Source organism: Streptomyces mauvecolor, assembly GCF_039532965.1.
Lineage (GTDB): Bacteria > Actinomycetota > Actinomycetes > Streptomycetales > Streptomycetaceae > Streptomyces > Streptomyces violascens.
Map to the genome: position 1 here is coordinate 123,253 of NZ_BAAASQ010000001.1, position 18,600 is coordinate 141,852.

Annotated in this window: 15 protein-coding genes; 3 read left to right on the forward strand and 12 right to left on the reverse strand. The window is 71.9% G+C overall.

The genetic code is table 11. From position 1 onward, the window contains the following. Window positions 1-277: 277 nt before the first annotated feature. The 8 genes from ABD346_RS00580 to ABD346_RS00615 form a co-directional block, all read right to left on the reverse strand. Window positions 278-1,447, reverse strand: coding sequence for a C40 family peptidase (locus ABD346_RS00580; protein ID WP_344370499.1), 1,170 nt, complete (start codon window positions 1,445-1,447; stop codon window positions 278-280). Next, the gene (locus tag ABD346_RS00585; protein ID WP_344370501.1) at window positions 1,444-4,092 is read right to left on the reverse strand and encodes a hypothetical protein; all 2,649 of its coding nucleotides are present in this window, start codon (window positions 4,090-4,092) and stop codon (window positions 1,444-1,446) included. Before ABD346_RS00585 ends, ABD346_RS00580 begins: the two co-directional genes overlap by 4 nt. Continuing rightward, the gene (locus ABD346_RS00590) at window positions 4,092-4,451 is read right to left on the reverse strand and encodes a hypothetical protein (RefSeq protein WP_344370502.1); all 360 of its coding nucleotides are present in this window, start codon (window positions 4,449-4,451) and stop codon (window positions 4,092-4,094) included. The genes ABD346_RS00585 and ABD346_RS00590 overlap by 1 nt, the downstream gene beginning before the upstream one ends. Further along, window positions 4,448-7,129, reverse strand: coding sequence for an ATP-binding protein (locus ABD346_RS00595; RefSeq protein WP_344370504.1), 2,682 nt, complete (start codon window positions 7,127-7,129; stop codon window positions 4,448-4,450). Before ABD346_RS00595 ends, ABD346_RS00590 begins: the two co-directional genes overlap by 4 nt. After that, a complete protein-coding gene (locus ABD346_RS00600) occupies window positions 7,126-7,740 on the reverse strand; it encodes a hypothetical protein (RefSeq protein ID WP_344370507.1) in 615 nt (204 codons plus the stop codon). The genes ABD346_RS00595 and ABD346_RS00600 overlap by 4 nt, the downstream gene beginning before the upstream one ends. Next, window positions 7,737-8,063 carry a hypothetical protein gene (locus ABD346_RS00605; RefSeq protein WP_344370509.1) on the reverse strand — a complete coding sequence of 109 codons (327 nt, stop codon included), beginning with the start codon at window positions 8,061-8,063 and terminating at the stop codon, window positions 7,737-7,739. The genes ABD346_RS00600 and ABD346_RS00605 overlap by 4 nt, the downstream gene beginning before the upstream one ends. A gap of 2 nt (window positions 8,064-8,065) precedes the next feature. Then, entirely contained in the window at window positions 8,066-8,998 is a 933-nt protein-coding gene (locus ABD346_RS00610; protein WP_344370510.1) for a conjugal transfer protein, read from the reverse strand. Between the two features lie 485 nt (window positions 8,999-9,483). Next, the gene (locus tag ABD346_RS00615) at window positions 9,484-10,347 is read right to left on the reverse strand and encodes a protein-L-isoaspartate O-methyltransferase family protein (RefSeq protein WP_344370513.1); all 864 of its coding nucleotides are present in this window, start codon (window positions 10,345-10,347) and stop codon (window positions 9,484-9,486) included. A 460-nt stretch (window positions 10,348-10,807) separates the two neighbouring features. On the opposite strand from ABD346_RS00615, the gene ABD346_RS00620 reads away from it, so the two are divergent. From ABD346_RS00620 to ABD346_RS00630, 3 genes are read left to right on the forward strand one after another with little or no spacing between them, the layout of a single operon-like run. Beyond that, window positions 10,808-11,893, forward strand: coding sequence for a hypothetical protein (locus tag ABD346_RS00620; protein ID WP_344370515.1), 1,086 nt, complete (start codon window positions 10,808-10,810; stop codon window positions 11,891-11,893). 45 nt (window positions 11,894-11,938) lie between these two features. Further along, on the forward strand, window positions 11,939-12,997 hold the full coding sequence (locus ABD346_RS00625) for a hypothetical protein (protein WP_344370516.1): 1,059 nt from the start codon (window positions 11,939-11,941) through the stop codon (window positions 12,995-12,997). Beyond that, complete coding sequence (locus ABD346_RS00630) at window positions 12,994-13,962, forward strand: hypothetical protein (protein ID WP_344370518.1); 969 nt, start codon at window positions 12,994-12,996, stop codon at window positions 13,960-13,962. Before ABD346_RS00625 ends, ABD346_RS00630 begins: the two co-directional genes overlap by 4 nt. A gap of 325 nt (window positions 13,963-14,287) precedes the next feature. Here ABD346_RS00630 and ABD346_RS00635 read toward each other — a convergent pair whose 3' ends face one another. From ABD346_RS00635 to ABD346_RS00650, 4 genes are all read right to left on the reverse strand, one after another. Next, a complete protein-coding gene (locus ABD346_RS00635; RefSeq protein WP_344370521.1) occupies window positions 14,288-14,500 on the reverse strand; it encodes a hypothetical protein in 213 nt (70 codons plus the stop codon). Continuing rightward, entirely contained in the window at window positions 14,497-15,189 is a 693-nt protein-coding gene (locus ABD346_RS00640; RefSeq protein WP_344370524.1) for a hypothetical protein, read from the reverse strand. Before ABD346_RS00640 ends, ABD346_RS00635 begins: the two co-directional genes overlap by 4 nt. After that, the gene (locus tag ABD346_RS00645; RefSeq protein ID WP_344370525.1) at window positions 15,126-15,791 is read right to left on the reverse strand and encodes a hypothetical protein; all 666 of its coding nucleotides are present in this window, start codon (window positions 15,789-15,791) and stop codon (window positions 15,126-15,128) included. Before ABD346_RS00645 ends, ABD346_RS00640 begins: the two co-directional genes overlap by 64 nt. Window positions 15,792-15,884: 93 nt before the next feature. After that, window positions 15,885-18,575 carry an ATP/GTP-binding protein gene (locus tag ABD346_RS00650; protein WP_344370527.1) on the reverse strand — a complete coding sequence of 897 codons (2,691 nt, stop codon included), beginning with the start codon at window positions 18,573-18,575 and terminating at the stop codon, window positions 15,885-15,887. Window positions 18,576-18,600: the final 25 nt, after the last annotated feature.

Sequence of the window (18,600 nt, forward strand, 5' to 3'; positions counted from 1 at the left end):
GGGGCCGCCGCGGGCGTGGTGGGGCTTGCGGAGGGGGCCGGCGCGGGGACGGCGGAAGTGGCGGCGGCTGCCCGGGGAGGAGCGACGATGCGCGGCGGAGCCGGGTGCCCGGCGTGTGGTGTGGTCACTGCGGCGGGAGTACGGGCTGCCATCGGACCGGAGATCGCCGGTTGCTGTGAGGGGATAACCAGGACCAGACCGCCGCAGGCAAGCAAGGCGGTGCACAGGGCGAGCGGCCAGACCCGGCGCGGCTCCTGGGGCCGCATGCGTGGTGAGTTCACAGCAGCCGCGCCCCACCGGCGAAGCCCGACATCGCATCGACCGCGTCCATGCGTACCGAGGACCCGGGCTTGGGGGCGTTGATCATCTGCCCGTTCCCCGCGTAGATCCCGACGTGAAAGATCGTCGAGTCCCGGCCCGGCGCGTACGCGAAGAACACCAAGTCGCCCGGCGCCAGCGCACGTTGGCCTCTCTCAGCGGAGATGCGCTGACCGGCGCCGGCCTGGTCGGATGCGGTGCGCGGCAGAGAGATACCAGCCTTGGCGTACGCGTACACCGTCAGTCCCGAGCAGTCGAAGCCTTTGATGCTCGCCCCGGACTTTCCGCTGGGCGAGCAGCAGATGCCGGTGGTGGGGCCGGAGGCATCCCCGCCGCCCCAGGAGTAGGGGACGCCTTTCTGGGACAGGGCCGCGTCCAGCACGGTGCGCGCCGTTCCGGTCACGTGGCTCAGATCGACGCTGGATTTGGTGGCTGCCCGGTACTGGTGGATCCAGCCGAGGACCTCGTCCGCGTAGGTGCCGGAGTGGTTGTACTGCAGGATCGCCGAGCGGAGCTGGGAGGGATCGGTCAGGTCGCGTCCGTTGCCGCAGAGGTAGACGGCCGCGCCGAGCGCGGCGTCGTCCGCGTTGTGCGGGTTCTTGACGCCGTCGCCGTTGGCGTCCCGGCCCGCGCTGTCCTCCCAGGTGGAGGGCAGGAACTGGAAGGGACCGACGGCCCGTTCGCCCTGCGCGGTGCCGTCCCACCGGCCGTGGTCGCTGTCGGCGACCACGCTGGTGTTGCCGCCCACCCCGGAGCCGTTGAGCAGAACGCCGTAGATGCGCGGGGTGATGTCGCCGTTGGCGGCGATGCTGTGCCCGGCGGCGTGGTTGGACTCGATCTTGGCGATCCCGGCGAGTACCGGCCAGTCCAGGCCCCGGCAGCCCGGTACTTCGTGCCCGATGAGGGTGGCGGCCTTCTGGTAGGCCTGCAGCATCCGGGGCGGGATGTCGGCGATGGTGCCGCCTCCTTGGTCGTTGCTGGTGGTGGAGCGCGTGGCGGCGAGCGCGGCCAGCGCGTTGAGGGTCCCGGTCAGCGGGGCGGCGCAGCACACCGCGGTGAACAGCACGAGCGCGAGCACCACGGCCCACTTGGCCCGCCGGCGCGGGCGGGAAAACGAGGGGCGTTTCACGAGCCGTCACCGCCCGGGTCCGGGTCCCCGAAACGGCGGCGGATCTCGTCCTGGACGCGGCGGCGCACCTCGGGCGGATCCCCGGCCCCCAGGCGCTCGATCATCCGGCGCCGCAGCTCCGCCGGATCACGTGCCGGCGGGGGAGTCGGCGCGGCCGGCGAAGCCGCTGGCGTCGGGGGAACGGGCGGAACCCGGGGCATCGGCGGGAACGGCGGCCTGGGGGGCACGACGGGCGGCGGGGGCGTACCTGGTCGCGGGGTGGCCGGACGCAAGGGCCGACTGACCGGTGCCGGTGCCGGTGCCGGTGCCGGGGTAGGAGTGGTGGGGGTGCTGGGCTGCGCGCGCAGCCGTGCGGCACCGCTGCCGGAACCGCTCCAGGCCCGGCCGTCCTCGCGGACGGTGTTGCCCCAGACCCTCACCTGCTGCCGGGTGTCCTGGGCGTACTGCGATCCGTATCCGCGACCGCGCCGGATGTTCTCCCGCAGGCCCCAGCTCGAGCCGTACGCGATCCGCCCGGTGCGGTGCAGGATCCGGTAACCGCGCAGCCGCACAAGCCGGTTGTGGGCCCGGGTCGACAACAAGGTCCGGTCCTGGTGCTGGTCGTGCAGCACGATTCCGGTCTTCCGGTCACCGATGGCGCCGTCCGGATCCCGGTAGCGGTCCGCCGGCCCCCGGCGCCGCGTGCCGCCGCCTGCGCCCAGCTCGCCTTCGGACCCTGCGGGATCGCCGTCGGCGGTGGGCTTACGCCACCGTTCCAGAGCGTGGTCGTCCGGGCGGCGGCCCACCAGCAGACCCCAGGCACCGCGGGCACCGAGCCGAAGACCGGTAGTGGCCAGGGCGAGCGGCGCCAGCCCACGGGAGGCCTCGGCCCCGGCATCGGCCAGCAGCCGGCCGGAGTCGACCGGCATGCCCGTACCGTCCGCCAGCGACGCCAGACTCGCCATCAGCCGGTGGCGGGTGCCGAGTTGACCGTAGCCACCACCGGAGAGGGCCAGGGAACGCAGGCCGCCGAGCCCGAACCCGCCGCCACCGACCGAGTGCACGGCAAGTGCGGCGCCGATCTCGGAGGTGTCTCCGGGCAGGTGCGTACCGCCGACCTTCGCGTAGCGCATCCGGATGGCCAGGCGCTGCCCGAAGCTGCTGATGCCGCGCATCAGGGCCCGGTGGAAGGCCAGGCCGACGACGCCCAGGACGTCCAGGACCAGCAGCCGCTCGGCCGGCAGCTCCGGCCCGTCGGTGAACACCACATCCACGCCGATGCCGTAGAACGGCAGGAACATGCAGCACACGAAGAGGACCGCGACCGACATGATGAAGATGGCGGCCCACTTCCACACCACCTGCCGGTTCGGGCCGGGCAGCATCCCCCACACGAACGAGACGCCGCCGACCGCGGCCGCCCCGGCGTCGGCGGCCTGGGTGCCGAGCAGGACCACTGACGCGGACAGCGGGATCGCGCAGATCAGCAGCGCCGCGACGAACAGCATCAGCGCGCCCGCGGTCCGCCAGCCGGTGGGCTGCGAGGCGTACTGGGCGCAGGCCTTGCCGACCGGCCCGCCCTGGTCCTTGAGGTCTTTGAGGAACGCGGCGAACTGCTGGTCTTCCTCGGTGAGGACCGGCTGGGACGCCTGCAGCAGGGCATCACCGGTGGTGAGCGAGGGCAGCTGGTCAGTATCGGGTCCCTTGACCTGCCCGGTGGCTCCCTGCTCGCAGTACTTGAGGGCCGGTCCCCGGAGCAGATCGCAGGCGTCCTTGTTCTTCTTGGGCTGGTTCTCGGGCTTGTAGCCGCCGGAGACCCATTTGAGGTGGAGGGCGTAGGCCTTCTTGTCCTCGTCCTTGGCCGGGTCCAGGACGCGGCCGTACTCCAGCAGCATGTAGCCCTTGACGACCAGGGCGTTGGTGAGGGAGTCCTGGATGGGGCGGGCAATCTCGGCCGGCGGGAGCGGTTTGGCCCCTTCGGTCTGGAGGCACTTGAGTTCGGCGCGGCCGGCCATGCCTTTGCACGGCCCCTGATCGCTGGCGATCTTCCCGCCCCAGTAGTGGGAGTTGACGGTGTCGCGGGCGACCTCGGCGGCGGCCTGCTCGGTCTGGGCGATCGGGCCGTTCTGGGCGAGGAGGTAGTCGGGGCGGACGAACGCGGACGCAGCGAGGGCGGCGATCACCAGGGTCAGGACGATCTCCCCGAGGCCCTTGCCTGCCTTGCCGCGCACGAACAGGATCAGCCCGAACACGAACGCCCAGGCCAGCATCAGCCCCTTCAGCTTGAGGGTGTCGACGACGGCGTGGTTGTAGGCGTCGGCGGCCTTCTGCGCCGGGTCGGCCAGCATCTTGAGCAGCGGGAACCGCAAGGAGAAACCGATCGCCCAACAGGTGAGGCCGACCACCAGGCGCAGCAGGGTGAACAGGCCCGACATGATGAAGGCGTACGCGTTCGACTTGAAGGAGAAGACGCTGCCGCCCTCGGCCGACAGCTCGTAGCCGTCGATGGGCACGCCCTCGGAGCTGTTGAGGGTGAGCGGGGAGAGCAGGCCGCTGCCGCTGGTGTCCGCGGCGTGCGCGACCTGGGCGTTGACGAGAAGGAACACCATCGTGAGGAACGCCGTGTAGCCGATGGCCCGCAGCCGGCCGCGATCCAGGCACCGCATCAGGGCCTCCGCCGGCCGCTGCAGCGCACCGCGCACACGAGGACCACTCCCACCGCGGGCACCAGCAGCCGCCACGCGTCCGCACCCATGCCGTGCGGCTGCGCAGGGGAGGCGGCCGGCGGGGAGACACAGAAGTCCCGGGCCGGTCCCGCGACCAGCGCGCACGGACCGTCGGGTGCCGTGGAGGGGGCGGGGTTGGGCGGGCTGGCGGCGAACGCCGATCCGATCTGCGGCCACCACACGTCGGGGACGCCCACCATGGCCACGGTGGTGACGACGGCGGCCAGGACGGCGAGGACGGCGAGTGCGCCGACGGTCGAGGATCGGCGCTGGGCGCGGTCCCACGCTCGACTGGTCATCCCACCTGCTCCTCTGCCGCGTCGGTCACCGGTACGTCTGGGGCGGTGGGGGCGGGTTGCTGGCCGGGGGTGGTGGTGATGCCGGCCTGGATGCGGCGCAGGCGGGGGATGGCGACCTTGACGCGGCAGGTGTTCAGACGCGGCGAGGTCAGCAGCATTTCGCCCTTGCGGCTCTTGTCGCGCAGCGGCGACAGGTCGGTGGTGACGATCCGCATGAGCTCGGGATCGGTGCTGTCGAGACCGATGAACTCCAGACCGCGGCGGGCGGTCTTGTGGTCCTGGGTGCGGGACAGGGCGCGGTAGGCGAACAGGCCCCGGTCCGGTCCGAGTTCCTTCTCGTCCTGGGCGCCGGCGAACAGTCCGCCGTTGTGCTTGCGGCCGTCATGGAGGATCTCGCTGATCAGCGCGGTGCCCTCGGCGGAGCCGGTCAGCCACCACAACTCGTCCGCCACGATGGCGCAGAACCGGCTCGGGTCGGCGAATGCGGTCTGCCGGGCCAGCGCCGCGATCAGATACAGCACCGCCCGTCCGATCAGCGCCTCCAGGGGCTGCTGGCGCAGCACCTCGGGGTGGGCGAAGGCTTCCTGGGGCGGCAGCGTGAGCCCGGCCGTGGTGATCACGATGAGGTCCGAGTCCAGGTCCTGCTCCAGGCGGACCGGCGGCAGCTTCGGGTCGAACACCATCTGGGCGAGCGGGTTGGAGGAGACGATCCGCATCAGGTCCACCAAGGTGGCGGCGGCCTCCTGACGCGCTCCCTCACCACTGCCGGCCATCGTCTGCAGTTCGGCCATCACCTGGTGCATGGAGGGGGCGGCGCTCTGGGCGGCCTGTTCGACAGCCCGGTGCAGGACGCCGCCTGCGGCGGTCATCGGGGCGATGCCGAGCTGGAGGGTGAGGTAGCTGAGCGCGTAGTGGGTGCCCTGCGCGGTGCCGGGGAACATGCGCAGCGGGTCGATGGAGATCCCAGCTGCGGCGGCGTCGATGATCTGGCAGCGGCCTAGGGCGGCGGAGCGGGCGAAGGTGGCCCATTCGCGCAGCGGGGTGCGGTCGATGCAGATCGCCCGCCCGCCCCGGTCCACTTCCGACTGGGTGAGCATTTTCAGCAGCGCGCTCTTGCCGCCGCCGGGGTCCCCGGTGACGGCGAAGGACGCGGAGGCATCTGCCTTGGGGGCGTCCGCGATGTTCAGCAGGACCGGCCGGGTGGTGCCGGTGTCCTGGTCGAAGCCGAGCAGCATCCCGTTCGGGTCGCCCGCCTCCGTCACGGTCAGGGCGCCGCTCATCGCCCAGTCGTCGGAGACCTGGTGCTGGACGAACTCGCGGACCGTGTGCGGCCGCACCGTGCCGGGCAGGCCGAGAGTGAAGAGGGCTTCTTGCAGTCCGGCCGGGCGCACCGCTCGGTAGTCGGCTCCGGCCAGCAGCGAGGTAAGCGCCCGGGCGCGGGCGTCGCAGTCGGCCGCACGGGCCGCCCACACACTCAGCACGGTGACCGACTGGACCTCGACCTCGACGGAGGTCCGCGACAGGCGGGCGTCGAGCTCGCCGAGATCGCGGGCGGCGTCCAGCAGGGTGGAGGGCATGCCGGTGGGGCGGGCGTCGTACTGGTCGGCCTGGTCGACGAGTTCGTTCTTCTTGCGCTGCACCTGCGCCTTGGCCTTCTCGGCCGGCACCAGATTCAGGTCGACGCAGTAGTCGACGGGGAACGCCAGCCCCTCCAGCTGCGCGAAGAGATCGCCGGAGTCGGCGCCGATGGCCGGGGGGCACTCGGCCAGCGCCAGGTGCGCCTGGTAGCCGCAGCCGTCCTCCGTCTCCACCTGCAGCCAGCGGCGCAGCAACGGCGAGGACGTCCCGCGGCGCCACCACGGCCCCCGCCGCCCTTTAACGTCGTCCCCGCCCTCGTCTTCGTCATCGCCGTCGTCTTCGCACGGGGCGGTTCCGCCTTCAAGGAGACGGACTTGACCGAGATCGGCATAGCTCGGGGAGCGCAGCGCACCGTCCTGCACCCGGCTGCCGTACAGGGGGCTGGACTCGGCCTCGGCCAGCAAAGGCTCCGCAAGCCCGCGGCGCAGCGCGTGCTGGAGCATCCACACGACCTCGGCCGGGCGGGCCGGACGGAACTCCACCGCCCCCGTGATCTGCGCCTCGACCTGCTCGGCCTGGCGCCGGTAGGCGGCCACCTCGCGGCGGGATACGGGGGCCGGGGACAGGCCGAGCTGGGAGGAGAGATCGGCCCAGACCGCCCCGACGCCGCCCGCCCAGGTGAGCGCGCCCTTCTCGGTGTTCAGCGGCACCGCCAGCCACAGCGTGCGGCGATGCATCTCCTGGCCCTCCAGCAGGTCCAGCGCGGCCTCGACGGTCTGTGCCCAGGGGTGCTGGCCCGCCTGGCGGGCGGCGCTGCCCGCCGTCGGGTCGACGCCGTCCAGCATCCGCAGCGCGACCTCACCCCCATCGACATGAGCGCACAGCCCGTACAGCCGCGGCGCCCCCTCCAGCGAGCGCACCAAGTGCGCGGCCTTGGACAGCAGTTCCTCGCGCACCTGCCGGGGCACATAGGTGCCCTGGACCGTTTCGGTGTGCGCGCCCTGCTCGTCGGGCCCGGGGCGGAGGCGGTAGATCGCCCACACCCCGCCCTGGGCCGACCACAGCAGATGACCGGCGAGATGACGGATCGGCACCCTCACGACAAGCCCCCCTTGGCCTGGTTGGTGTGGCGCGCTGCGGCCTGGGCCATCAGGCGCTGGGCCGGTGAGGCCACCGGCGGGCGTGCCGACTCCGGACGGTGCGCGGCCGACCGCGGCCGCCGCCCAGCCGGCTTCACCCGCGTCTGCGACCGGCGCACCGCCCGCTGGGAGCGGGCCGGGGGATCGCCGGCACGCCGCCTGCGGGAAACGGGCACGGCTTCCAGGTCGCCCAGGCCCTCGATGATGAAGCCGCCGCGCACCGGGTGCGGAGCACGGTCACGTGCCACCCGGCCGCCGATCCGTCCGGCGGCGGGCTGCATCAGCAGGGTCAGCCAGCCGACCGCCGCCGGAAGCGGCGCCCGCCCGGCGAACTTCGGCCGCCGCACCACCCAGATCGCCACCACCCACACCACCAGCGGGAGCGGTCCCATCCAGGTCCACCACGTCACCGTCTCCACCAACAGCAGCCCGCCCACCGCCGCGACCGCGATCTGCGCAGGCGTGTACGGGCCGAGCGGAATCTTGAAATCGGCGACCTTCCCCAGCACCCACGGGTGGCGGCGGGCCGCCGTATAGAAGCGCCCCACGCGGGGAGCAGCGCTCGCGCTCACAATTCGCCCCCCGTCGCAGAGGACGCTGCATCCAGCGGACGCACGGGCACCACCACGGCGGGCGCCGACTTCTTGGTGGGGTTATTGACCTGATCCTTGAAGATCCCCGCGAGATCGTCGCGGGCCTCGTAGATCCCCAGCGCGATCGCCATCAGCAGCAGCGCCCCGATGCCCACCTTGATGGAGAACCGCCGCACCATCTCGACGACGACGATCACGATCAGGGCGGCCTTCAGCCCGCGGGTGCCCCACGTGGTGAACATGTCGATCCACGAGTTGCCGAGGTCATCGAGCTTCCCGGCCAGCACCACCGAGTGCGCCATCCTCACGACCGGCCACCCCCGCCCGCGATCGAAGCAGTGGCGAACGCCGAGACTTCCCACCGGCCGGCCCGCGCGGTGAGCGTCAACTCATAGGCCAGCGGCCACGCCCCGGCCTTGTCCTGAGCCTTGATCTGGACCCGCACCCGAGTCTTGGTGCCGTCCGCCGGAACCGTCTCGGCGGCCGCTGCCTCCTCGATCGCGCTCGCCTGCTCGACCTGGAGGTCGGTGTACGACGTCCCGGACAGCGCCGCGAGCTGAACCCCCGGGGCCAAGTAGCGGTCCACCTGACCGAGACCGGTGAGATAGGTGCGCAGGAACTCGGCGACCGTGGCGGCGAGCACCCCCTTCGCCGGCAGGACCACCCCGTAGACCGACTCCGGGGTCTTCGCCGTCGTGGGGCCGGCCACCTGACCGGGCGCCCCCGTCACCGCGAACGAGCCTCCCGACGCGTCGGCCACGACGGGCACCGCGAAGTAGCGCACCGAGAAGTCGGCATACTGCGCAGCCACCGTCACCGACCACTGCCCGCCCTCGCGGTGCGCACTGCGCACCGCCACTGCACGCTCGAGCACCGACTGCGCACCCGCCGGCTGCGGCAGCGCAACGGACGGCGCCATCGCCTGGGCGAGCCGCGCCTGCGCACTGCTCTCATCCGAGGCGGCACTGCGCAGCCAGGCCGCCAGGTACAGCTCGGCATACCCGGACGGATCGGCGGCCGCCGGTGTGCGCACCGTGCTGCTCGACGGCGCCGGGGCGGCCGCCGTCGGCGCGGCGGGCGACGGCAGGGCCGCCACCGCGAGGGCGAGAGGGCCGCACGCGAGTGCGACCCACACCCCCCAGCGCCCGAGCCGGACCTGACGGGCCATCCGGGCCAGGGCTACCCCCGCGGCCATCGGCGGCTCCTGGCCGCCCGAGGACCGTGTCGCAGCAGACATGTGGAACTCCCAGGTAGAAGCGGTGTGTTGCTACCTGGACGAAACCCGTCACCTCCGACCGATTCGCCGACCGATCTGCCCCCTCCAAGGTCACGAAGCGGCCACAAAACCGTGGAGGGGGCAGTGGAGGGGCCCCTCCACTGCCCCCTCCACGGCGGTCTCCTCGTTCAGCCACCGGCGCGCGACGGGCTCCACCCCGGAGGTCGTGTGGTCCGTCGATGGCTGGCGCCCGAGGAGCCCATCGGCGGTGCGCGCTTCCCGCTCCGTGGGCCGATGCGCACCTGCCCGGGTCCGGCTGGGCCGTTGAGCTGAAGGGACGGCTGCGCACGCGCACGGTGAGGAGAGCCGGTGACCGAGTGCGCAACCTGTCGTCAGGAAGCCGAGCCGGCCTACTGCGCATCCGGCGGTGCGCAGCGCGGTGACGGACCGGTGCCGGCCGACGCGCTTCGCTCACACCGCTACTGCGCACCGCCCGGGTTGGCCGGTCAGCGGGGGGCGAGCCAGATGCGCTGCTCGGCGCCGTCCGTGGAGAGTGTCATTCCGTAGTCGGGGAGCCGGCCCCAGCCGTAGGCCGACCATGGTTCGGGTTCGCGTTGTCCGCGCAGCCGCATGAACGCCACCGCGCCGACGAACCGGCCCGTGGCGCCGCCTTTCCCGTCGGCCACCAGGCGCAGCAGGGCGTCGGTGCCGAACGGCGTGGCGACCGGCACCACCAGGACCCCGCCCGCGGACAGCTGGTTCGGCCACGCGGGAGGGATCCGGTACACGCTGCCGGTCGTGATGATCCCGACATACGGTGCGCCCGCCGTGTGCCCCGCTTCGCCGTCTCCGGTGATGACGTCGGCCTCCCAGCCGCCGTCGGCCAGGACCCGCCGTGCCTGTGCGGCGATCGAGGGGTCGATGTCCATCGTGGTGAGGCGGACCGTCCCGAGCCAAGCCCGCAGCAGAGCCGTCCCGTAGCCGTAGCCGGTGCCGATCTCCAGCACCGCCCCCTCCACCCGGCCGAGCAGGCGCAACATCCACACCACGACCGACGGGCACGACAGCGAGGAGGTAAACACCCCCTTCGCGGGCGCCACTGGCTCCGCTGCCCCGTCGTCGAGCTGAGTGATCAACGCGGTGTCCGGGTCGTACACCCGCCGCGCCCACTCCACCGGCTCCGCCTGCCGGTCCAACACCCGCCACCGTCCCGCAGCGTCGCGCTCGGGCAGCCAGACCCGGGTGGGCACGAACCGTTCCCGGGGCACCGCCTCGAACGCCGCCCGCAAGCCCGGCGCTCCGTCGAACGCGCTGCGGGCGGTGAGCGCCTCGGCGCACGCGTGGCGCAGTACGGGAAAGTCGATGCTCACTGCAACTCCGGTCCGCCCGTGGACGGGGGCGACGGGTCGTCATCGTGGTGCCCGTTCTCCGAGGGATCCTGCGAGGAGGGGGACGAGGGGATCTCTTCGGGGTCTTCGGGCTGCGGTCCGTGGCCGTTGGGATGCGACACCGTGGCACCTCCTTGCTCCACCGCTCATGCTCCTCGCCCGGCTGACGGCGCGGAAGTCACCCGCGCAGCGGGTCCCTCCGGTGCGCAACCCCGGTGGAGGGGCCCCTCCACCGGTCCCTCCATGGTGCGCGGCGTGGAACGTCATCGGATCGTGACGGCTGGTGGGGGCATCCGGTCGGCGTTCCGGTCGGAGGGCGCGGGTGGACTCAAGGCATGGAACATGCGCACGACGCCTCGCCGCTCGCCCCGGACATCACCGCCTCACCGACTGCGGGTTCCGGCACCCGCCGACCTGCCGTGCCGTCGGCTGGAGGCTCTCGATGAGCGGCTACGGGGCGGGGATTCGGCGCGGAACGATGGCCGGGGACCGCTTCACCCAGATCTCCAACGCCCTCTTCCGCGACCCGCGGATCAGCTTCAAGGCCAAGGGCCTGTTCGGACTGATCTCCACCCACCGGGACGGCTGGCGGGTCACCGTGGCCGAGCTCGCCAGGTGCGCCACCGACGGACGGGACGCGGTCAACAGCGGCCTCAAGGAGCTGGAGCAGCACGGTTACTTGACCCGCGACCGTGAGCGGAACGAGGACGGGACGCTCGGCGAAGCCGTCTATGCCATCACCGACATGCCCGCGCATCTGTACGACCTGCTGGGGGATGCGGCCCCGACCGTCCTGGTGCCGCAAACGCGCAGGTCGCAGCCAATGACGGGAAATCCAGCATTGGATAACCCTGTTCTGGCTGATCCGGCACCAAAGAACACCAAGAGAAAGAAGACCAACAAGCAGAACACCAATCCCGTCCATCCGTCCGTCCGTACCGCGCCCGCGCGCGAAAACGACGACACCCCGGCCCCCACCGAGGCGCCCGAGGCGCCGGATCAGATCGAGGCCACCGCGGGCGTCCGGCTGCTGCTCGCCATCGGGATGCAGCACCCGAACCTGCTGCTGACCGGATCGGCGCTCCGTGACCAGGGGCAGATCGCCACCGCCCTTCTGGCGAACGGCTGGAGCGCCGAGCAGCTCGAGCACGTCATCGCCGACCGCCCGCTGCCCCACCCGGTCCGTACGTCGGTTGCCGCGATCATCGCCGCCCGGCTCCGTGCCGCCCAGAGCACCCCGACGCCCCACCTCGCCGGGCTCACCGTCTGCGAGCGGACAGGGGCGGGGGCCGCCGACCGATCTCCGGCCGAGGCCGTCGCCCGCCGCGTGCTCGTCGAATGCGCCGCCTGCGGCAACCCCGGCCCGGCACCGGGAGAAGACCTCTGCCCGGCCTGCCTCAACTGGCCGCCATGCACCACCTGCACCGGACCCACCCCGCGCCGCGCCCACCCCAGCAGTGACGGCCGCTGCACCCCCTGCACCCTCGCCGCTGCCCCGTGGGACCCGGCGGCGCCGAGCGGCACCTGAACCTCCATCACACGCACGCCCCTTTTCGAGCGGACCGAGGAGACCATGACCACCGCACCCCACCACCCCCTGCCGGACCCGGAACTGCGCCCTTTCACCAGCGAGCCCGGCCGCTGGCAGCGCGAACTCCAGCAGACCCAGCCCCGGATCAAGGCTTCGGCCTTCGACGGAGGACCCGGCTACCGACAGGAAGGCCACCGCGGGGAGGAGCTCACCCGGATCGACGAGCGCACCGACTGGGGATGGCTGCGCTGGCCGGCTCCGCTGTCCGAAGAAACACCGGTCGTGCCGCTGCAGGTCGCCGTGCTGTCACCGACGCCGTCCCGTACCGCGCGACTGGCCGGCCGCTGGCTCACCCGGCGACCGCCGCTGCGGATCTACTTCGATGCGCGCTACCGGTTCTGGATCACCAGCACCACCGCGCTCGCCGCCTTCGCCTCGCTGACGCTGGTCGGCGCGGCGATGGCCAACGGACTGCTGCCCGACATCGGCCTGCCGCTGATGCTGCTCATCCCCGCGCTCGCCGAGCACCTGCCCGGGCGCCTTGACGCGCGGGCCCAGGGGCACGCACGCATCATCCGACACGAAACCGGACTGCGGGAGATGCAGGCCTTCATCGTCTGCCACCAGATCATTCAGGCTGCCGACGACCACGAGACGCCCGAACTGGCCCAGGCCGTCGAGCTCGGCCACCACCTGCTGTGGGACATCGCCGGCCTGCTTACCCAGCCCGCTGCATCCTCCGTCCGCGTCCGGCTCCGTACCTGCCAGGACCTGTTCACCCAACTCGCCTGTCAGGCCGTCGAAACCCGAGCCGCGAAGCAGGAGCGGGACCGTCGCATCACCCGCACCGGATCAGGCGAGGGCACAGCCGAGACCACGGAGCCGGCGGTCCAGAGCGCACCGGAACCGGAACTCCTGCCCGATGCACTGATCGAGGAGGCGACCCACGCACTCCACCAGGCCGCGGTCGCGTACCGCGCGGCCGCGGCCCATCTCCAGCAGCTGGACCATCCCGGTTGGAGCCCGCGCCCCACAGCCGCCGGCCCCGGACTCGGTTGCCCCACCGCCCCGTCCGCCCACCCGCGAGGAGCCGACCAGTGACCGAGCCCCAGCAGACCGACGCGTTCCCGGTGCCCGACCGCGTCATCGACCCCGGCCTGCCCCCGCGCCAGCGCGCCCTGATCCAGCGGGCACCCCGCGCCCTGCTGGTCCCGGCCGGCACGGACACGCCTCCCCGCCCCCGGCTGCACTCACCGCTCAGGTCCGCCCTGCCCGTGCTCCTCAAGGGCAGCATCCCCGTCGCCATCGGCGCGATGCTCGTCCACGTCCTGGACCGGGCCAGCGCCCCATCGAGCGGCAGCAGGACCACCCTCGCAGCGCTCGAACAGAAGTGGGCCCACACGGCCGTGCCCTACGTGCGCACCGCAGTGACCGTCACCGCCCTGCTCGTCGCCGTGGTCGCCTTCCTCGCAGCCCTGGACCACGCGATCGACAGCCGACGAAGGGCACTCACCGCCGCGCACGGCCGCTACGTGCTAGCCGACGAACTCACCGACGATGCCTGGCACCTGCTCGCCCGTGCCCACCACGCCCAGCACGCCATCGTGGCGTCCCGGGTACACCGCGAAGATCTGATCGACCGCGACGCCAACGCGTACATGCTCCCCGCACAGCTGTGGGAGATCGCGCTGTCGCTGGCCCTGTACAGCAAACTGTGCCGCCAGGAACCCGACCATCCACAGGGCGCCGCCCTGATCAGCGTGCTGCGGGACCGGCGGCGCGCACTGGACGCCAGTCTGCGCGGGATCACCTGCCGCGTGCGGGCCTTGGAGGACTACGCGCAGCAGACCGCGGAAGCGGACGCACGATACGAGGAACTCCAGCAGATCCACTACCTCAACGACCGGAGCGACCAAGTACTTGATCTTGTGGCGCGTACCGCCGGGGACGAGCACGCAATCGAGGAGGTCCACGGCATCGCCGCGCAGGCCGAGGTCATCACGGGCGCCTTCGACCAGGCGTTGAACGAGGCCCGGGAGGCAGGGCGAGCGGCTCTTCCCCGATGAGCTGGTGGTCGGTTCCGCCACGCACGGTAGGCGAGCCTCCTGCTGGGGCGCAGAGTGACAGACGGTCTCCGTGCCCTTCCGCTTCCGCGTGCCCCTGCAGTTTTCGCCCGGTGGTCCCCAGGTCTGTGGCCGAAGCACGCGGGTTCGCAGGTTCTCCACACGCCGTGCGCAGGAGGACCCGATGGCGTCGTGCGTACGCCACCGGGTGCCGGACGCGCTGCCGTTCTGGGAGGCGTGCGTTTCTGCACGGCCGGGGTCTGAAGGTCCATGTCTTGCGGCCTGCCCTCAAAGTGATCTCCGCGCCTTCGGGGTCCGCGGTCTGCTCTCACCCCGAGGCGATCCCGAGGCCGGTTGTCCGGAGGAATCCGTGGGGCCCGATCGCCACGCGCTTGGCCACAAGGTCCAGGGGATCGGTGAGGTTACGGGCTGCCAGCTCACCGACGATGAGGGCGGCCACCTCGCCGGCGGTGCTCTCGGTCGGGTTCTTGAACTCGGCCTTCCAGCGAGTTCCTGACGCCTCCCAGCCCAGTGTGCTCATCGCCGCAGCCCGTCGACGGAGTCGCCGGTGCGGCTGCCGATGCGGAGCAGGATGCCCTTGGCGGGGTCGTAGGCGAAGGAGAGGCCGCCCTTGATGCCGCTGCTCGCGATCGTGAACGTGGCCTTCTTGCCGGGCTGTTGGATGGGGAGTTGTTCGATCCACACCTTCACCAGGGTCTTCAGCGCCTCCTGGAGGTGTGGCAGGGTCGAAGCCAGTCGGCCTCCCGGCAGGTACTCCGCGGTGTCGCCCGGCCCGAGGTGGATGAGTTGCCAGGTGTAGGGCAGATGCGGGAAGTCGCTCGGCCCGCTGGAACCCCCGAACCCTCCGTGTTCGAACGTGGTGAGTTCCTCGTCTTCGAGTTCCTCGGCCAAGCCGGTCTCGATCCAGATGTTCCGGGTGTCCGCCCGCAGGCGCAGGACCCGCGCCCGGGGGCCCGCGTTCCTCCAGCGGACATCCGGTCCGTTCGGCCCGCCGCCGAGAATCGTCGGCTCGCCGATGACACCGCACACCGCCCGGAAGATCTCGCCGAAGACATCCCGGCGCTGCTCCAACGCCGGGGCCGTGGCAAAGGAGTAGAGCTGCAGGCGGTTGTAGCGGTCGTGATGCCCGGCAGAGCCGATGAGGATCACCTGGCCGTCCGGGTCGGCGGTTTTGATGAGGGCTCGGGCCTGTGTTTCGTCGAATTCCACGGACCAGCCCGGCGTTGTGGCGATCCGCTGTTCGACGCCAGATCGGCCGCACGTTCCCGCGGCGCTGTCGTGCAGCAGGGGTACGAGGGCGGCGACTGCGTTGAGGAAGTCAGGCGGGAGGTGTTCGGTCCGGTGGGCTGGATGGATACCCAGGCGCGGCGTTGGTTGCTCTGCAAGAGCATGGTGCGGGCGTCGGATTGCCAGCGCAGGCCGAAACCGTCGGCGGCTGCCGGCACGGGCGTGGGCTGGCCGATGTCCGAGAGCGCAGCGGCCAGCTCCCGCAGGGCCGCCGTCCGATCTGCCAGAGTGGTCTGGAGGCCGAACTCGACGAGAGGCAGTCGCACTCGCCCGACGTCAGGGCTCTTGGGGGCTCGCTTGTCGAAGAACAGCTCTGGGCCGAGGCCGGCATGCCGCTCGGATGGTTCCAGGCCGACGACAAGAAGGTCGGAGAATTCCCGCCGGATCTTCCAGTCCGGGTGCACGTCTACGAGGCGCTCCACGTCGGCTCGGGTCCAACAGCCGTCGATGCTGTGCAATGTCTGCGCGTGCCGGACAGCGGATATCGGGTCGGTGACCCAACTGACGGTGGTCGAGGTGTTCATGCAGCGGATCATGTCAGTCACCTCGGACATCGCCCGGCTCCCGCAGAGGTCCTCGGCGCCACTCGTTGCCCCCGCGCATCGCGTGAGGGCCCGCTACGACGGCGCGTGCACGTACGCGCGGCGGGCGGCGAGCAGCGTGTGCCACCGCTCGCGGACGGCGGGTTCGCCGTCGAGCCACCGGGTCCGGGAGCCGGGCTCGGGGAGCGGAAGATCGGCCATGAAGTGGGCGATGTCGGTGAAGAAACCGAAGTCACCACCGCCGGTGAGTTCGTGGAGCCGGCCGATGGTGGCGGCCAGCTCGACTGTCGTGCCGCGGACCGCGTGGTGGAGGGCGAGGCCGAGCTCCAGGTACCGGGTGAGGTAGGGGAGCCCGGCGGTGGTGGCCTCGGCCTGCAGGGCGTGCGCCCGGTCGACGATGTCGCGGTCGGTTCCGGCGTCCTTGATCAGGGCGGCGATCTGGGCGAGGAGGGTGTTGGCGCGCTGGTCGAGGCCGTCGAGGAGCTGGTGGGCGAGAGCGAGTTCGTCGTCGGCCCGGACGGGGTCGCTGAAAGAGGTCGCGAGGGCGAGGCGGACCTGTGCCATGGCGCGCTCGCCCGCGGCGTCGTGCTGCTCGGCCTCGGCGCGTGCGGCTTCGAAGGCGGTGATTGCCTCGTCGATGTTGCCGTGCGGCCAGTGGATGTCACCGAGAACGCGGTAGTGGCGGCCTTTCCAGCCCAGGGTGGGGACGGCGGCCAGGGCTGTGGGGAAGTCCCCGCCGATGCGGGCGAGGTTGGCCAGGCCCCGGCGGGCCTGGGGGGCGAACCGGCCGCCGGCGTCGGCGACTTCCTGCATCCCGGTACGGGCGTCGCCGGTGCGGTCGAGGTCCTTGTATGCCTTGGCCCGGTAGTACAGGGCCATCTGGGTGAGTTCGGCGGGCAGCAGGTGGCTGTCGAGGACCGCGGTGAGGCGGTCGATGGTCCGTGACCGGTGCTCGCGCTGGCGGCGGGCGATCGCGGTGAGCAGCTCGGCCAGGGCGTCGGCCGGGGTGTCCAGTCCCGGATCGTTTCCGTCCGGGCCGGGGGGCGGGGCGAGGGGTTCCCAGACCGAGTCGCTGGTGTAGGCGAAGGCGGCGTCGGTGAGCCAGCCCAGGTCGGTGAGCCGGTAGTCACGGGCCAGGCGCAGTGCCTGGCGCAGACACGCGACGAGGAGCATTCGGCTGGGGCCGAGGGATGCGGCGCTCCGCCATTGGTCGCCGAGGGCGGCCAGGGCGCGGGCGGCAGCCTGGTGCCATTCGGCCGGCGCCCAGCGGTCCTCGCTGTGGGTGTCGTCGTGGACGGCGGTGCGGATCGCGGCGTGCAGGTGGTGGGGCCACAGGGCGTATGGGTTGTGGGTGACGAGCGGCCGGTCGACCAGGCGCCGGGCGGGTGCCTGGTGGGTGAAGCCGGCAGCTTGGGTGGCGAGGTCGAGGTTGAAGGCGTCGAGCAGCGAGACGCTGCGCAGGACGTGCCGTTCCTCCGGAGTGAGGTCGGACAGCACCCGGGCCAGGAGGCCGGGAAAGGTGTGGTCGAAGTCGGCGGGGACGGGGGTGCGGCCGGTGCGCCGGATCTCCAGGAAGCGGCTGACGGCGAGGTCGAGGTGGAGAGGAAGTCCGTGGGACCGGGCGGTGATCACTGCGCGGACGTCGGCGCCGATGAGCGGCTGGCCGTCCTTGACCAGGCGGCGGGCGAGGTGGGCGTCGCAGTCCTCGGCGGACAGGTCCCCGATCAGATGCTGCCGGCCTCCTGGAACCGTGGTGCGGGCATGGGCCACCAGCGATGGAGTCGGGGCATCGATGCCCGGCCAGGCGAAAGGTCCGGTCCAGTCGAGCTGGCCGTGCAGCGCGGGGTCGCCCCACTGCAGCCGGTTGCGGCCGCTGATCACGAAGAGGGCATTGGGCAGGAGCCAGACCAGTCGCTGCAGCAGGCGCTCCAGATCGCGGTGGCGGTCGGCGGTGTCCTCCCAGGTGTCCAACAGGACGACCGGGACCACGCTCTTCTTCGCGGGCAGACGGCTGAGGTCCCAGGCCAGAAGGTGCGAATAGTAGGAGAGGGCCTCCAGGTCGGGGGTGGCTTCCAGCAGGGCGGCGGTACGCGAGGCGCCGGCCAGGGCCACCGCGTGCTCGCGGCGCGCACGCAACGCTTTTACCAGGGCCGCGGTGACCTGCCCGGCCGCGGACCCCACCAGGCCGGGCAGCTCCAGCGCGCCGGCGACCTCGCTCACTGCGGACTGCATCTGCTGGGGCAGCATGGCCGAGAACCTGCCCGCCAGGCCGCCGCGCCGTATGTACTCATCCAGCGGCTCGCCGGGATGGGTGTGCTCCCAGTACTGGCGCAACGCCACGTCGAAGGAGGGCAACGCCCGCCCGAGCTCCCCGGCGAGCGCGAGACGGATCGTCAGGATCACCCGCTCGAAGTCCGCGCCGGTCGAGGCGGAACGGGCCAGGTCGATCCGGATCGGCAGCAGCCGGCGCGTCCAGGCCGGGGCGCCCCACTGGGGCGGGCGAGCGTCATCCGTGGTGAGGGCGGCCTCCAGCTTGCGCATCAGCGTCGACTTGCCGACCCCTCCCACCCCGTGGAACACCACCAGGTTGGCGCGCGGCCGTTCCAAGTCCTCGACATCGAAGGCCGGGTCGGCGAGGCGCTGCAGATGCTCCTCGATTGCGGCCGCCACGATCGCCCACTGGTGGCCGCGATTGGTGAACGCCTCGTCGGTGTCGAAGGACGAGGCGTCATTGGAGCTGAACAGCGCGCGCAGGTCGTCGGCCACGGATCCCCCCATAGATGATCATCAG

Coding starts and splice junctions, on each gene's coding strand:
- ABD346_RS00585 (WP_344370501.1), bottom strand. CDS start 4,092: ATGCGGTGCCTGGATCGCGGCCGGCTGCGGGCCATCGGCTACACGGCG.
- ABD346_RS00590 (WP_344370502.1), bottom strand. CDS start 4,451: ATGACCAGTCGAGCGTGGGACCGCGCCCAGCGCCGATCCTCGACCGTC.
- ABD346_RS00605 (WP_344370509.1), bottom strand. CDS start 8,063: ATGGCGCACTCGGTGGTGCTGGCCGGGAAGCTCGATGACCTCGGCAAC.
- ABD346_RS00610 (WP_344370510.1), bottom strand. CDS start 8,998: ATGTCTGCTGCGACACGGTCCTCGGGCGGCCAGGAGCCGCCGATGGCC.
- ABD346_RS00620 (WP_344370515.1), top strand. CDS start 10,808: ATGAGCGGCTACGGGGCGGGGATTCGGCGCGGAACGATGGCCGGGGAC.
- ABD346_RS00625 (WP_344370516.1), top strand. CDS start 11,939: ATGACCACCGCACCCCACCACCCCCTGCCGGACCCGGAACTGCGCCCT.
- ABD346_RS00635 (WP_344370521.1), bottom strand. CDS start 14,500: ATGAGCACACTGGGCTGGGAGGCGTCAGGAACTCGCTGGAAGGCCGAG.
- ABD346_RS00645 (WP_344370525.1), bottom strand. CDS start 15,791: ATGAACACCTCGACCACCGTCAGTTGGGTCACCGACCCGATATCCGCT.